This is a genomic window from Cytobacillus firmus DS1, assembly GCF_000565285.1.
Taxonomy (GTDB): domain Bacteria; phylum Bacillota; class Bacilli; order Bacillales; family Cytobacillaceae; genus Cytobacillus; species Cytobacillus firmus_A.
The window spans coordinates 112,274-127,074 of the sequence record NZ_APVL01000012.1; the positions used below are offsets into that span (position 1 = coordinate 112,274).

Here is a 14,801-nt window from a genome sequence, read left to right on the forward strand (position 1 = left end):
AGGGGAACTTCTATGGATTTAATTGTTAATCTTTTTGATTACATCAGCAATCTTGGTTCAATTGTTATGATCCCCGTCATGATCGCTATTGTTGGGCTTTTATTTAGATTAAGTATATTAAAAGCCATACGCGCAGGAGTCATGGTCGGGATAGGATTCATCGGCTTAAATCTCGTATTAAATTTGATTTGGGATTATATTGGGCCTGTCACCACTATTCTTATTGAAAAATTCAACTTAAACCTTTCAGTTGTGGATGCCGGATGGCCAGCAGCAGCAGGGCTAGCTTTTGCTACCAAAGTCGGAGTAGTCATCATCCCCTTCATTATACTAGTCAACATCCTCATGCTCATCACGAAACAGACAAAAACGGTCAATATTGATATATGGAATTACTGGCACTTTGCTTTTACCGGCGGGGTCATTATGACCATATCCGGCAGCTTTTGGTACGGATTACTAGGTGCTGCTGCCCACGCAGTCATTGCTTTAAAAATTGCTGATATTTCCGCTAAAAGAGTACAAGATGAGCTGGGTCTTCCTGGAGTCTCAATTCCTCAAGGGTTTGCGATCACTACAGTCCCCATTTATATGCTATTAGACAAAATATACGATAGATTACCCGGATTCAAGAATAGAAGAGTTGATAGCGAAGCCATTAACAAGAAGTTGGGAATTATGGGCGAACCATTAATGATAGGTCTAGTTCTAGGTATTATCATCGGAATCGCAGTTGGATATGATCTAAAACAAACCGCTGAGCTTGGAATTGCTATGGCAGCACTAATGCTCCTATTACCTAGAATGGTTAAAGTCATTATGGAAGGTTTGATTCCGATTTCAGATGGAGCCAAATCCTTCATGCAAAAACGTTTTAAAGGCTCTGAATTTTATATTGGTTTAGACTCAGCAGTTCTCCTCGGCCATTCAAATACAATCACAGTTGGAATTTTACTAATACCTGTAGCACTTATTCTAGCAATGGTACTTCCCTTTAATACTACATTGCCATTCGGCGATTTGGCCGCCACCGCCTTTTTTATAGCAATGGCTACTCCCATTCACAAAGGAGATTTTTTCAGAACATTAATAAGCGGAACAATCGTGATGGGAGTTGTATTAGCATTCGCCAGTTATTTCGCACCAATTATTACCGAAACAGCTATGAATACTGGATTCCAATTCCCAGAAGGTGCTGCTAAAATCACAGCACTTTCAGCAGGCAACTGGATTGCATATGTGATTTTAATGTTTGCAAAGTTAAAGTTTATTGGCGCCATCCTGATTGTCCTTTTAACAGGAGGAATGCTGTATTTCTTCCGTAAAGGCAAGAATTTAGAGGAAGCACAAGAAGAGGCAGGACAATGATGTTGCCACAGCATTGATAATAGAGAAAGGATCGTATAAGCATTGCAGAAAAAACAGATGATTATATCTCCATCAATTGCTTCAGCTAATCAGTTGTGTTTGGAAAAGGAAGTAAAACGCATCGAACACTCTTATCAAGATCTTCATATAGATATTGAAGATGGAAACTTTATCCCTAACATTACTTTTGGCATGAAGACTATTAAATCACTAAGATCCATAACATCTCTCCCTTTCTCCTTTCACTTAATGGTTAATGATCCTTATAGATATTTAGAAGACATCTTCTCATTAAACCCCAGTATCATTTTTATACACGTTGAGTCAGTTGACTATATGAGCGATATTATCCAGCGTGTCAGGAGAAAGGGTATTAAATGCGGCATTGCATTCAACCCGTCGACATTAGTGAATCAGTATAAGTATTTGTTAAATAATGTTGATGGTGTTCTCATAATGACAGCTGAACCTGATGGGAAAGGCCAGATGTTCATCCCTGAAATGGCAGAAAAAATTAATACTGTCCGGAGTTTTAACCAGAAAACCGACATTTGGGTGGATGGGGCTATCACTTATGATAAGCTAGACTCTCTTAAAGCAATTGGGGTGAGTCACGCTGTTATGGGAAGGCAAATATTTGGAAAGTAAATTTTGCCTTTTGTATAGATAGGAATCTATTTGAAAACAAGGCAGCTATCCACTTAGATAGCTGCCTTGTTGATATAAAGTGTATAGACAACGAGATCATCATTCCACCAATCGACAAATTGATGAAAGCACAGGGACAGAATTCTTGTAAATGGAACGGATTCGGTTCCTCGCAAAAAGAAAAGCCCTGTTAAGATTTCTCTCTACAGAGTTTTACTTCTAAGGAAGCAGCAGAACCGCCCCAATGTTTGTGATATTATATACGATTTTTAATTATCAGGGAGATATTTTTTCACTATTTTCAAATTTTCAAGACAAAAAAGAACCCAGCCGAAATATCTGCAGCTGAGCTCTTTACTTCCCTTTTTAAAAAACATTACACTTTTTTCCACTTATTCCATTTAACTAGTGAAACGCTATATTCAGCCCTTCCGTGAAGTAAACTTCAATTGACTCTGAGAGACACTTATCACACCTTCAATAACTCTCGCCTGCTGTTCTTCCGAAAGATTTGAACCTGAAGGAAGACAGATTCCAGAATGAAAGAGCTCACCTGAAACACTTCTTGTGGATGTGTGAGGGAAATATTCTGCTCCTTTAAATAGCGGCTGAAGATGCAGAGGCTTCCACACTGGACGTGCTTCAATATTTTTATCAGCAAGAAAATTAATTATGTCTATAGGTGTTAAACCGAGGATTTTAGTATTAATTGTAAGTGTAGTCAGCCATCTGTTATGCATCGTATTTGGGAGTTCGGGCATAAATGTGATGCCTTCTATATTACCTAATGCCTCTTTGTAGCGTTTAAATACTTCCTGTCTTGCTCTTACCCTCTCGTCAAGCACCTTTAGCTGGGCTCTGCCGACTCCGGCCAATATATTACTCATTCTATAGTTATTCCCTGCCAGGCTATGCTGGTAATGGGCAGCTGGGTCTCGTGCCTGAGTGGCCAAAAAGCGTGCCTTTTGCAGAGCTTCTTCATCATTCGAAACGAGCATTCCTCCGCCTGATGTAGTAATAATTTTATTACCGTTAAAGGAAAACACTCCAAACTTGCCAAGCGTCCCGCTTTTTTTGCCTTGATACTCTGCTCCAAGTGATTCTGCCGCATCCTCAATTACTGGAACATTATATTGATTGCAAATGGCCAGCAGCTCATTCATTTTTGCACTTTGCCCATATAAATTTACAATGATCACTGCCTTTGGCCGTTTTCCAGCGTTAACGGCTCTGATCATTGCCCTCCCTAGTGCATCAGGTGACATATTCCATGAGTCAGGTTCAGAATCAATAAAAACCGGCTCGGCTCCCTGGTATAAGATTGGATTTGCACTTGCGACAAAGGTTAACGCCGAGCAGAATACCACATCCCCCTGCTTTACATCCAGGAGGCGCAGAGCCAAGTGAATAGCAGCTGTGCCCGAGCTGACAGCAGCCGCATCACGGACCCCCGCATATTCGGCAAGCTCTTTTTCAAATGCATCCACATTGGGTCCAAGGGGGGCAATCCAATTTGTTTCAAATGCTTCATTTATGTATTTCTGTTCCTCCCCGCTCATATGAGGAGGAGAAAGAAAAATCTTTGATGGCTCTGCCATGCGTTTCACCTCATTTTGTTTTTGATTTTTGATTATCTTTGCAGGTGCACCCACTGCAGTAACATTGCTTGGAAGATCCCTGATTATCACAGATCCCCCACCAATAATTGACCACTTTCCAATTTTCACTCCCGGAATAACAGCAGCCCCTGCTCCTATGTGTGTGCCATTTCCAACCTGAACATTCCCTGCTAATATAGCCCCTGGAGAGATATGCGCATAATCACCAATCCTATTATCGTGCTCAATTACTGATGAGGAATTTATAATGGCATGTCTGCCGATGACTGCATCCGCATTCACAACGCTGTTAGCCAGGACGACTGTCCCAGCCCCCACTTTTGCCGACGGACTTATTACAGCTGAAGGGTGAATAAGTGCTGCAAAATGAGCACCTGCTTTCAAAAGCTCTTCGTCTATTTTCTTCCGGGCAGCATTATCTCCAATAGCTATAAAAAAATAAGGATTTTCTTCGGCAATCAGCTGGGAAGCATAGGAGACTGGAGCAAAGGTAACTCCATTCATATGGACTGGCTCATCATACTTATCATCCAGAATACAAATAATCTCGTATTCTCCTGCTAATTTAATTAAATCCCTGATGACTTTGCTATGGCCACCTTCACCAATTATGGCAATTGGCTTCATAATGACTTTCCTGCCTTTTGTCCAGAATATTTTTCGATTGTCACATGCCCCTGCTGGCTGATTCCCTCCCGCTTGAACACTTTATAAACAGTCAGGAAAATTATTTTTATATCAAGAAAAAAAGATTGATGATTCACATACCATACATCTAATTTGAATTTTTCCTCCCATGAAATAGTGTTCCGTCCATTAACCTGAGCCCAGCCTGTGATGCCTGGCCTGACTTCATGGCGGCGTTCCTGTTCAGGTGAATACAGCTCTAGATATTCCATTAATAATGGGCGGGGACCCACCAGGCTAAGATCTCCTTTCAATACATTAAATAACTGAGGCAATTCATCTATACTGAATTTTCTAAGCCACTGCCCAAACGGGGTTAACCTTTCCTCATCCGGCAGCAGGTTTCCATTTTCATCTCTTTCATCAGTCATTGTGCGGAATTTATAGACAAAAAATGGTCTTCCATACAATCCTGGTCTCATTTGCCTGAAGAGAATTGGCGATCCCAATTTCACCCGAATAAGCAAAGCAGCAACTAATAAAAGAGGGGATAGGATGATTAAGCCAATCAAGGAACAGCTAAAATCAAATAATCTTTTCATCTGCTTCCTCCTTATCAACATCTTGATAGATATAGTTTTCCAGCTTGTCTGATAGCACTTCCCAGGAATAATGCTTTCTCACATAGTCTTTTAATAGCCTGCTATCGTGTTTAAGCGTGTCCGGATTATTGAAATAAAGGCTGATGGCTCGTTCATTTTCTTCCAGTACATTGCTGGCTTTTATACCAGGAACTTCCAGCAGCGAACCTGCATTACTGGGGTTTGCGATCATAACGAGAGGAAGCCCGGCAGCCATATAATCATAGATTTTGTTCATGCTGAATCCCCATTTGTATAAAGGAGAATCCATTATAGAAATAATGCTCATATCCGCTTTATTTAATAAATAAGGTATCTCAGATTTCGGAATGGAATCCGCAAAAGTGATATTTTTCATTCTTTTTTCGTTAGCAAGCGCGATTAATTCCTTCTTTCTCGCACCATCTCCAACCATTAAAAGATGAAGCCTGGGATTATCCTGCAATCTGAAAAACAGTTCAATGACGGGTTCCAGATGATTGGCTATTCCATGTGATCCGGTATAGACAATCACAAACTTATCTTCTAAACTTTTAAAAATGCGATCAGCAGAATCTGATCTTTTTAATTTTTTATAATTTGATAGATCAACTCCATTCGGAAGATAGATAACCTTGTTATGGTCGGTCTCTTTTGAGCGGACATAATTCTGAGCTTTATCAAACAGGACGATAACCCTGTCCGCTTTTTGGTATAGGAACTTTTCAAATTTATAGAGCCCTACAGCAAGGGGGTTTTTAGCGGATACTTTCCCAAAATCCACAAACGTCTGAGGCCAGAGATCTCTCTCTTCAAAGTAAAAACGGCATTTCGCTTTTTTCGCTAAAAGATATCCTATAACAGCAGCCAGCGGATGAACACTTGAACCAATAATTAAATCGGGCTTTTTCATTCCACAATCCCTTTTCGCCCTTTGAAAGCTTTTAATTGTATAACTCAGTATATTTCTGGCTCTTCCTAAGAGGCCTCTATAGGAAGGAGTGTTAACCCATATGAAATTGACCCCATTGATTGTGTCCAATTGAAAATTGCTATTATTATCTTTAAAAATCATTTCTTTTTTTGAGAAATGGTTAAATGAGGAGGCAAAAATGGTTACATCGTGCCCCTTTTCGAGTAAATGCCTGGCAAGGTCATAATGCCGGGTTCCCCCCACATGTGCGGGAGCGGCAGCATAATGATTAAATATCCAGATATTCATCCTAAAACCTCATCCCTGTTCTTTACAACCCGATTCTCCGGAAGCAGAGTCCGATATAGCGAAACTAACTTTTTGCTTTCCAAATCCCAATTATATATCTGCTCCACTGCCCTTCTCCCGTTTTCCCCCATTCTTTCAGCCTCTCCAGGGTTCTCGATGTAAAACTGAATGGCATCCGCAATTTCTTTGGGATTTAAAGGATTTACACATATACCGCAATCGCTCTTTTCTACAATTTCCCTCCACAACGGAAAATCTGAAGCTATAACAGGGATGCCTGCTGCCATATATTCAAATAACTTAATAGGCAGGGCATCTTTATAATTAATAGTGGGATGTAGTACCACTAAACCTGCTAAAGATTTGGAAAGCACACTCCGTATTTCTTCACGTTCGAGGTATCCCATTTCTGATGTCTTTTTCCATCCGCTACGCTGTTTCACCAATTCCCTTTCGGTATCAGATGCAAATTTCCCAGCCAGAAACAGGTGAACATCGGGTACTAGGCTCATAGAATCAACCATTTCAAAAATTCCCCTTATTTTCGATATAGCCCCAATATAACAAACAGCATTTTCCTTCACCGTTTCTTCAGAATGTCCATGACCAAACTCTGAAAGTATCGGATAATTGCAAACATCTATTGAATTACATCCAATTGAAGTAAATCGATTCTTTATAAAAGGGGTAGCAGCTACAACAAAATCCAATTTTTTCACTGCCCTTGTCTCGTATTCTTCAAAAACACCGGAAATTGTTGTTCTTAATATTCTTGGTATCCAATTTTTCTGCAGTATTTGGCGGGGAACATCTTCGTGAACATCATAGATGACTTTTTTCTGCTGCCTCTTTAATTTCAGGCCGGCAGGAATTAATTCAGGATCATGAAAATGATATAAGTCAGCGTTAATTTCCATCGCTTTCTTATAGGCGAGATTGGTGGTTTTTATCATCCGGCCAAGTCTATTTTGCCTTTCTCCCCTTTTCAGATTAATTCCGTGAACTTGTATACCATCAATGATGGCAGAAGGAGCATTTGGCGCGATTAGATGCATTTCATAACCATTTTTTTGAAGGGATTTGGCTTCTTTTATAAAAATCCTTATGTCTTTATATGGATGTACCGTGGTAATATGGCAAACTTTCATTTCCCCATCCCTCCATTCATTTCTATTACCGGCTTATACTGCTTTAATATTCCTGACAAAATCCATAAGCAAAAAAGAGAAAACAATATGCCATGCGTCGCAAGGCTTGTTGGCAGAGCTGAGTTTAGCATGGCCATAAACGGTATAATGACGATGGTTATACTAATATTCTTTGGCAGGCCTAAAGAAATTCCATCCAGCAGTTTTAGAATAATCCCCAGAATAATGGAATAAAAAAGGATTCCTCCTAAGCCAAAATTCAGGTACGCATCCCCATAAAAGCCCACATTCGGGCTAAAATCTCTGCCATATATTTGATTCGCTATTACTTCTACCGGCCCCATCCTATATGAATTTTCCGCAAAGGACGAGAAAAAGCTGTGGGATAAATACATCTTAGGCATCTCTGAAAAGTATTCATAATAGATGTAATGCAGCTTTGCAGGAGTAAAAAGCAGCCTCCTTATAAAAATGGATCCCATCAGCGGGTCGCTGGTAAACTTGTAGTGCAGAAAGCCAAGGAGCGTAATAACTGAAAATCCAATAGCAATCAATGTCATGATGTTATTGTAAATAAATTTCTTTTTTAAAAAGTAACTCAGGAAAATGACGAGCACTGGGGCAAATAAAAAACTTTTTTGCCCTATCATTCCAAACAATAATAGCTGGAGGCCAAGACCCAGAAGCAATAAAAACCGCTTGCGGAAGATGATGCCCAGGGCAATGATCATATTATTAACCCCATACGCCTGCCAGGGAATTAAATAGGAAGACAAGCCATTGGCAGTACTGGAATACTGAGCTCTTGTTTCATATACCAAGCTCAGGTCAAAGTTCATTCTGGATAACCCGCCAGTAGCTATTAAATATCCATAAACATAGGTTGTCATTAAGGCAAAGAAAACGGTTAACAGAAGCTTCCCATTTTGAACGGCCGGAAGCCTGACCTTCCTGGTTCTGGTCAGAGATAATGTAAGAAGAAATCCTAGCATAATCGTATAGATATACACTCTCGATTGGTCTTCCAATGCATATATAGATATGAGGGGGATAATTAAATTTAGATAAAATATATAAAGAATGATCTTGCTCGGCCCCGTGTAATTTCTTAAGGAGGCGTATAGAATGCACGCCGAAAAAATAATAAGCAAATATGTCTCTATATATTTGAGGTAATTGATATTTACATAATAGCCATCATAGAAAAATAGCTCAGCAACAAAATTTATATAGAAATAATCACATAATGCCTTATAAGCAATGACGGATGCTGTAAACGGCAGAATCTTATTTTTTAGCATATGCTCCTCTTTTCAAGACTGAATAATTGTTTGATAATGATCCCAAATAGAGTGATATACATAATGGCCATTAGTACACTATAGATGAAAATTGTCAGGTAAAATCCAACTCCAAACAAATAAATAACGAGCAAAAATAAGCTGATGATGATAAATCTCGCTAAATCCCAATAAAATTGAAATGCTTGTTTACTCAGCAGATTTAATGTTTGTGATAAAGGGCTTGCTACAAACTGAAACAGGATCATGATGCTCATATATTTAATAATGTCATGAGATCCGGTCCAATCAGAACCAAATACGAGATTAATAATTTCCTCTCCCCATAAAAGGAAAATAGAAAGAATGATGCATACAAACAGAAGCAATATTACCGCAGTATACATGAAGAGTTTTACTAGTCCCCTGGTGCTTCCATTCCTGATGTTTTCCGCTGCCTCACTTAGGAAAACCTGTGAAAAAGCCTGCGAAACTAATGATAGCGGCCCAATTAGGATCCTCTGGGACAGTGCATAAATCCCCAAAGAGGCTGAACCATACAAAACTCCCAGCATGAGCGGAAAAGCCTGTAAGGATATGCTATTTAAAAAGGAAGAGAAGGAAGAAACTAATGGATAATTTTTAAACTCAACAGCAACCTTTTTCATGCTGTTTTTGCTAATGAATGCTTTATGGGAAGCTATATAGCTTTTCATGTCCATTAACATTTTATTTGCACCCAGCAGCCGGCCCATCAAATCTCCCATTATTATCGAAAAAGAACTGCTGCTTATTAAGCCGAATCCAATTTGTCCTGAATTCATTATGATGCTTTTATTCACCTTTATTAATGAAATATGTTTATATTTTTTGAACCTTAATCCGTAATGGACTGCAATCGTAAAAAGACCTTCTCCCAAAAGCATAATGGGAAATAATAAAACGGCCATACCTAAACTGTTCCCAGGGCTTAATAAAGCAAATCCGACTGCAAGCAATAGGTATATGATTGAAGTTGCCAGTAAAGCAGCGAAGCAAATGACCAATAGGTTCGCTGTGTCTTTATTATTTTTTGCCAAAGGAATAGCCAGTTCAAATTTCAATGTAGAAAAAACATTTAATATGGCTAGAGCTGCTATCATCATTGATAGATCTCCCAATTCACCGGGAGAGTAAAGTCTTGTAATAAGAGGCGCAGCTGCAAAAGTTATCAGGTGGGAAACTACATTCCCGCCTATCAGGTTTAATAAGTTTTTCATTTTATACCGCCCTTTTCCGGAAAGGGCCGATCTAGTTAACACTTGTCATTAACAGCGGCTCTTTATTATTTGCTATGGAAAGAACATAATCTGCCAGTACTGAATCATTATAAGAATCATATTCTTTTATTAATGAAGTCACCCGGCCGAAATTAATATGAACTGCCTTCCCAATAAAGATCTTAGGATAAATAGCCTCTTCATGCACTTCATTCTTGCCAAGCAGCTCTTCATACATTTTTTCACCTGGACGAATGCCTGAAAAACGAATCTCAATTTCATCTTCTTTATAGCCTGAAAGGGTAATCAGGTTTCGCGCCAAGTCCACAATCTTGACAGGCTTACCCATATCCAGAACAAAAATCTCGCCTCCGTTTGCCAGGGCACCTGCTTGAAGGACCAGCCGTGATGCTTCCGGAATCGTCATAAAGTATCTGGTCATTTCCGGGTGAGTGACTGTAACTGGCCCGCCGGACTGAATCTGCTTCTTAAATAAAGGAATCACACTGCCTCTGCTCCCCAGCACATTTCCAAACCTGACGGCCACAAACCTCGTAGCACTGTTTCTGTCCAGCTCCTGAATAACCATTTCGGCAATTCGCTTTGTCGATCCCATAACGTTTGTCGGGTTAACAGCTTTGTCTGAAGAAATAAGCACAAAAGTTTCAACACCATAAGTGTCAGCAGCTTCTGCTACATTCTTTGTTCCAATAACATTGTTCTTCACAGCTTCTTTTGGATTATATTCCATCAAAGGCACATGTTTATGGGCAGCAGCATGATAGATGACATCAGGCTTATGATCTTCCATCACCTCAAAGATCCGGTTTCTATCCTGTATGTCCGCAATCACCGGTACCATTCCAATTTCCTCTTTATATTTGCTCCTTAATTCTATGTCAATCTGATAGATCGAATTTTCTCCATGCCCGAGCAGAAGAATCTTTTTCGGCTTAAACCTGCATACCTGGCGGCAAATTTCAGATCCAATCGATCCGCCTGCGCCTGTTACCATAATGGTCTTCCCTGTGAGCTTTTTGGAAATCCTTTTTATATCAAGTTCAATCGGCTCCCGTCCCAGCAGATCCTCAACCTGAACATCACGGAACTGATTAACAGATACTTTGCCAAGCAATACGTCTTCTGCCATTGGCATAATGACCGTTTTGGCATTTGTTCCTGCACATTCCTCATATATTCGCTTCATTTCCTCTTTGCTCAGGGACGGAATGGCAATTACGATCTTACTTATTTTTAATACCTCAACCGTCCTTTTTATTAGTTTTGTACATCCAACAACGGGTATATCGTGTATATATAACTTATGCTTTTGCGGATCATTATCTATGAATGCAACCGGCATGATGCTTGCTTCACGATTCTTTAGCAGCTGACGGGCAAGCATCGTTCCTGCTGCACCTGCACCAATAATTAAAGCCCTTTGCTGGGTTGTCTTTGGCTTAATATACCTATCTCTGTAGATTCTCCATGAAAACCTGGAACCGCCAATCAGCAGAACATGAAGCATCCATGTCAGCACCAGAGCCCTGAAATAAACATCCTGTACGAGAATCTGCTGCATAAATGCAGTCGAAATAACCGATAAACTTACTGCCTTAGTAATCGTCAGCAATTCACCTGTACTTGCATACTCCCAGGCTTTGTTGTACAGCCCATACATAAAGGAGAAAATATGGTGGCTCAGCAGCAGTGTGATCGAGCTGACCAATAGGGTTTCTGAATGAAAGATCCGAATGGCTGGAACCAGCATTAACACACTAAGGTAAATAGCACCTAATACGATGACGGAATCCAGAAACATCAGCAGTGTCAGCCGTTTTTGATAGGTCAATTCGCAATCCTCCTTTTTATTACGCTTTACAAGCAATTCATCAATGCCTTTCCGATGCATTTCCTGTACTTATGGGAAACCTGATTCTTAATGACTTATTAAAACAATCCAAGAAATTTTCTCTTTTGAATTCTCTCGGGAATTTCTTTCATTACAGTTTGTCCTCTAACGAGCAGCTCTGCATTTTCTTTTAACAGGCAAACCATTTCAACGCCATACTTAGCATTAATTATTTGAAATGCCTCTTCCATACAAAAAGACCTGCTGGCCGTATTATGGGCATCTGATGCAACTAAATGTGCCAGATTTGCTTCAATTAAATGCCGTGAGAACTTCTTGATGCTCTTTCCAAAATAACCGCACACACTGGCAGCAGTAATCTGGGATAACGCGCCATTTTTCACTAAGCTATATAGTAATTCCGGCCGCTCCGTAAGCTCTGAATTCCGTTCCGGATGGGCGATGACTGGCGTCAAACCCTTCATTTGTATATCATAAAGCAGGCGTTCGGTGTATCGCGGCACATGGCCTGAAGGAAGCTCAATCAAAACAAAATGGGAACAAGCAAGCGACATGATGTTTCCGGATTCATATTCCTCAAGGAATTCGCCGAAAATACGGCACTCCTGGCCAGGCAAAACCTCCAATGGGATTCCTTTAGCCATTAACACTTCATTAAGCACCTTAACATTTCCAACAACATCCTTTTTGCTATTATCATATCGGCCATTCTTATGATGGGGTGTCGCAATGATTGTACTGATTCCTTCTTTAACTGCAGTATTCGCCATATGAATGGCTTCATCCATATCTCGTGCACCATCATCCAAACCGGGAAGGATATGGCAGTGCATATCAATCATAGGATTTCCTCCTTACCTGGAAACTAATAAACTTGCAACAGCTCTATTTATCTGTCTCCCCATAATAGTAATAAGTAGAATCCTTCAATTTTTTATGGTTCAAAACAACTCCAAGAATCTTTCCTTTAGCCGACTTTATTAAGTCATTTGCCTTCTTCGCCTTATCTATTTCTGTCTCACCGCTGCGAGCCACCAGGATGCTTCCATCACAAAGGTTGGCCATTATTTGTGCATCTGCAACTGCCAATACTGGCGGTGTATCGAATAGAATAATGTCAAATTCCTGATAGGCCGCTTTAAGAAATTCCTGCATGGCTAAGGAACCAAGAAGCTCAGCCGGATTGGGAGGAATAGGCCCGCTCGTCAGCACAGACAAATTGGGTTCGTTTGTTCCTACAATGGCACTATTCATTGACGTTTTCATTGTCAGTACATTGGTTAATCCAGTAATATTGCTGCAGTTAAATGTATAATGCACCGTGGGTTTTCGTAAATCGGCATCCACCAGTAGCACCTTTTTTTCCTGATTTGCAAAAACAACAGCTAAATTTGAAACAGTGGTGGACTTTCCTTCTCCAGGGCCCGCAGAAGTCACCATTATGGACTTGATCTCCTTATCAACTGACGAAAATTGTATATTGGTCCGAATGGTCCTGTACTGTTCTGTAATCGGGGATTTTGGGTTTATCATGGTGACTAGCTTCCGGCTATTTTCCCCTGTCTTTTTTTTGGCTTTCCATTTAAACAATGCTCTCACCGCCTGTTTTTTTAATGCCCTCTGCCCTTTCCACTCTTCTCTCCCTGCCGGAATCCTCAATAACAGAAATAACACCCAGGAGTGGAGCTTCAAGGCTTTGTTCCACATCCTGTTCGTTTTTAATTGTGTTATCAAGATATTCAAGTAAAAATGCCAGTCCAATACTTACCGTTAACCCGACAATAAAAGCAATTACAGCGTTTAAAAGAGTGTTTGGCTTCACAGGGGCAACATTCTCCTTTACCGATGCCTTTGCCAGCACACTGACATTGTCGACATTCATAATATTGACAATCTCATTCTGGAATACCTTTGCAGTGGTATTGGCAATGTCGGCGGCGGTATAGGGATCAGGATCATGAACAGTAATGGCAATAACCTGCGATTCTTTTTCACTGGCCACTGATATTTTTGAATCAAGCTGATCGGCTGATAAGTCCAGGTCCAGCTCCTGGCGAACCAGATCCAAAATGGCAGGACTTTTTATTATGACGTTATACGTATTAATCAGCTGCAGATTGGTTTGGATCTCACTTGGATTAAAGACCGGCTGATCATTTTTGGCCTGGTTGACCAGAAGCTGTGTTGATGACTGGTAGATTGGCGTTAGAAAAAATAAACTGAACAAAGTGCTCAGGAGGACAGCAGTAAAAGTAATAGAAAGAATTAAAAACATTCTTTTCTTGAGTGTGTGCAGTAATTCTCTTAAACTAATGGTTTCTTCCATAGGTTCCTCCTAACAAAATGAAGCACAGAGTATTTTTGTATATGTAAAAAACGATTACAATGTTTAAAACCCAGCTAATGAGATATAAAAGAAATAAAGGTTATCAAAATAACGAATGAGAAGAAAAAGGGAATAAGGCCAAGTGCTTTGCCCTATTCTCCTTTCTCCATAGCTCCCATAGCTACAGTCATGTATCTATTTCAGGCATGGAAACCAATTTGGTATACACGATGTAGCGGTCAGGCGCATCTCCAATAAAATCAAAAGGATAGCAGGTTGTAAGCGTCAGAGCTTCATAATCTTTTGCCACATTAACGGTCATGTCATCGGCAGGAACAATTTCAAACTTGACTGCCTCATATACAAAATCCCCGTATTCAGTTTTGAAGGTCACCTGATCACCCTCTTTTAAGTGCTGAAGCTTAGTGAAAACCGTGTCGCGGTGGCCGCTTAATAGGACATGGCCTCCTTGACCGGGGAGGGCACTGCCGGCAAAATGCCCGGCTCCCTTTTTCAATTCTTCATCATGTGTTCCCTGCACCACAGGCACAGCTAAATCAAGGGATGGAAAGTTAAGCTCCCCAAGACTTTCACCAGGTGCAGGAAGCTCCGGCCAAGCCTGCTTGAATTTTTTTGGCGGCATTTCAGGTTCATACTCGGCTGTTGCTGATCGGGCCAGCATGACAGACTGCTTGGTCAAATCCATTCCAAAAAAACCGACAATCCCAACTCCTAAAATGATGATAGAGATTGGAATACCAAACAGAATCCACTTCCATACCTTCCGCCTTTTTCTTTTCTTTTTCATTCA

13 protein-coding genes and 1 pseudogene are annotated in these 14,801 nt (G+C 40.3%); 2 read left to right on the forward strand and 12 right to left on the reverse strand.

All coding sequences use genetic code 11. The features are described 5' to 3' along the window. Nucleotides 1-12 precede the first annotated feature (12 nt). Both PBF_RS16405 and PBF_RS16410 read left to right on the forward strand, forming a co-directional pair. Nucleotides 13-1,368 (forward strand): PTS galactitol transporter subunit IIC, encoded by a 1,356-nt coding sequence (locus PBF_RS16405; protein ID WP_035331036.1) that lies wholly within the window; start codon nt 13-15, stop codon nt 1,366-1,368. Nucleotides 1,369-1,410: 42 nt separating this feature from the next. Next, nucleotides 1,411-2,016, forward strand: a complete 606-nt coding sequence (locus PBF_RS16410) for a ribulose-phosphate 3-epimerase (RefSeq protein WP_051488923.1) — start codon at nt 1,411-1,413, stop codon at nt 2,014-2,016. A gap of 422 nt (nt 2,017-2,438) precedes the next feature. Here the strand turns inward: PBF_RS16410 and PBF_RS25905 are convergent, their stop codons facing one another. The 12 genes and pseudogenes from PBF_RS25905 to PBF_RS16465 form a co-directional block, all read right to left on the reverse strand. Next, nucleotides 2,439-3,614 carry a DegT/DnrJ/EryC1/StrS family aminotransferase gene (locus PBF_RS25905; RefSeq protein WP_035331116.1) on the reverse strand — a complete coding sequence of 392 codons (1,176 nt, stop codon included), beginning with the start codon at nt 3,612-3,614 and terminating at the stop codon, nt 2,439-2,441. Nucleotides 3,615-3,662: 48 nt separating this feature from the next. Beyond that, nucleotides 3,663-4,262 (reverse strand): annotated as a pseudogene (locus PBF_RS25910) (acetyltransferase); the annotation flags it as partial. Next, nucleotides 4,259-4,864: a sugar transferase gene (locus tag PBF_RS16420; protein ID WP_035331038.1), complete on the reverse strand. Its 606-nt coding sequence runs from the start codon at nt 4,862-4,864 to the stop codon at nt 4,259-4,261. The gene PBF_RS16420 and the pseudogene PBF_RS25910, both read right to left, overlap by 4 nt. Then, complete coding sequence (locus PBF_RS16425) at nt 4,848-6,104, reverse strand: glycosyltransferase family 4 protein (protein WP_035331040.1); 1,257 nt, start codon at nt 6,102-6,104, stop codon at nt 4,848-4,850. Before PBF_RS16425 ends, PBF_RS16420 begins: the two co-directional genes overlap by 17 nt. Beyond that, nucleotides 6,101-7,252, reverse strand: coding sequence for a glycosyltransferase family 4 protein (locus PBF_RS16430; protein ID WP_035331042.1), 1,152 nt, complete (start codon nt 7,250-7,252; stop codon nt 6,101-6,103). Before PBF_RS16430 ends, PBF_RS16425 begins: the two co-directional genes overlap by 4 nt. Then, complete coding sequence (locus PBF_RS16435; RefSeq protein ID WP_051488924.1) at nt 7,249-8,553, reverse strand: oligosaccharide repeat unit polymerase; 1,305 nt, start codon at nt 8,551-8,553, stop codon at nt 7,249-7,251. Before PBF_RS16435 ends, PBF_RS16430 begins: the two co-directional genes overlap by 4 nt. Then, nucleotides 8,547-9,791 carry a lipopolysaccharide biosynthesis protein gene (locus tag PBF_RS16440; protein WP_035331045.1) on the reverse strand — a complete coding sequence of 415 codons (1,245 nt, stop codon included), beginning with the start codon at nt 9,789-9,791 and terminating at the stop codon, nt 8,547-8,549. Before PBF_RS16440 ends, PBF_RS16435 begins: the two co-directional genes overlap by 7 nt. A 31-nt stretch (nt 9,792-9,822) precedes the next feature. Continuing rightward, a complete protein-coding gene (locus PBF_RS16445) occupies nt 9,823-11,643 on the reverse strand; it encodes a polysaccharide biosynthesis protein (protein ID WP_035331047.1) in 1,821 nt (606 codons plus the stop codon). 98 nt (nt 11,644-11,741) lie between these two features. Further along, nucleotides 11,742-12,506 carry a tyrosine-protein phosphatase gene (locus PBF_RS16450; RefSeq protein ID WP_035331049.1) on the reverse strand — a complete coding sequence of 255 codons (765 nt, stop codon included), beginning with the start codon at nt 12,504-12,506 and terminating at the stop codon, nt 11,742-11,744. Between the two features lie 43 nt (nt 12,507-12,549). Then, nucleotides 12,550-13,197: a CpsD/CapB family tyrosine-protein kinase gene (locus PBF_RS16455; RefSeq protein ID WP_051488936.1), complete on the reverse strand. Its 648-nt coding sequence runs from the start codon at nt 13,195-13,197 to the stop codon at nt 12,550-12,552. Between the two features lie 49 nt (nt 13,198-13,246). Further along, nucleotides 13,247-13,990, reverse strand: a complete 744-nt coding sequence (locus PBF_RS16460; protein WP_035331053.1) for a YveK family protein — start codon at nt 13,988-13,990, stop codon at nt 13,247-13,249. Nucleotides 13,991-14,177: 187 nt separating this feature from the next. After that, entirely contained in the window at nt 14,178-14,798 is a 621-nt protein-coding gene (locus PBF_RS16465; RefSeq protein WP_035331055.1) for a class D sortase, read from the reverse strand. Nucleotides 14,799-14,801: the final 3 nt, after the last annotated feature.

What these genes read in the sequence shown, in the direction of transcription:
- PBF_RS16405 (WP_035331036.1), top strand. Translation starts at nt 13, where the DNA reads ATGGATTTAATTGTTAATCTTTTTGATTACATCAGCAATCTTGGTTCA.
- PBF_RS25905 (WP_035331116.1), bottom strand. Translation starts at nt 3,614, where the DNA reads ATGGCAGAGCCATCAAAGATTTTTCTTTCTCCTCCTCATATGAGCGGG.
- PBF_RS16420 (WP_035331038.1), bottom strand. Translation starts at nt 4,864, where the DNA reads ATGAAAAGATTATTTGATTTTAGCTGTTCCTTGATTGGCTTAATCATC.
- PBF_RS16425 (WP_035331040.1), bottom strand. Translation starts at nt 6,104, where the DNA reads ATGAATATCTGGATATTTAATCATTATGCTGCCGCTCCCGCACATGTG.
- PBF_RS16430 (WP_035331042.1), bottom strand. Translation starts at nt 7,252, where the DNA reads ATGAAAGTTTGCCATATTACCACGGTACATCCATATAAAGACATAAGG.
- PBF_RS16435 (WP_051488924.1), bottom strand. Translation starts at nt 8,553, where the DNA reads ATGCTAAAAAATAAGATTCTGCCGTTTACAGCATCCGTCATTGCTTAT.
- PBF_RS16440 (WP_035331045.1), bottom strand. Translation starts at nt 9,791, where the DNA reads ATGAAAAACTTATTAAACCTGATAGGCGGGAATGTAGTTTCCCACCTG.
- PBF_RS16450 (WP_035331049.1), bottom strand. Translation starts at nt 12,506, where the DNA reads ATGATTGATATGCACTGCCATATCCTTCCCGGTTTGGATGATGGTGCA.
- PBF_RS16455 (WP_051488936.1), bottom strand. Translation starts at nt 13,197, where the DNA reads ATGATAAACCCAAAATCCCCGATTACAGAACAGTACAGGACCATTCGG.
- PBF_RS16460 (WP_035331053.1), bottom strand. Translation starts at nt 13,990, where the DNA reads ATGGAAGAAACCATTAGTTTAAGAGAATTACTGCACACACTCAAGAAA.
- PBF_RS16465 (WP_035331055.1), bottom strand. Translation starts at nt 14,798, where the DNA reads ATGAAAAAGAAAAGAAAAAGGCGGAAGGTATGGAAGTGGATTCTGTTT.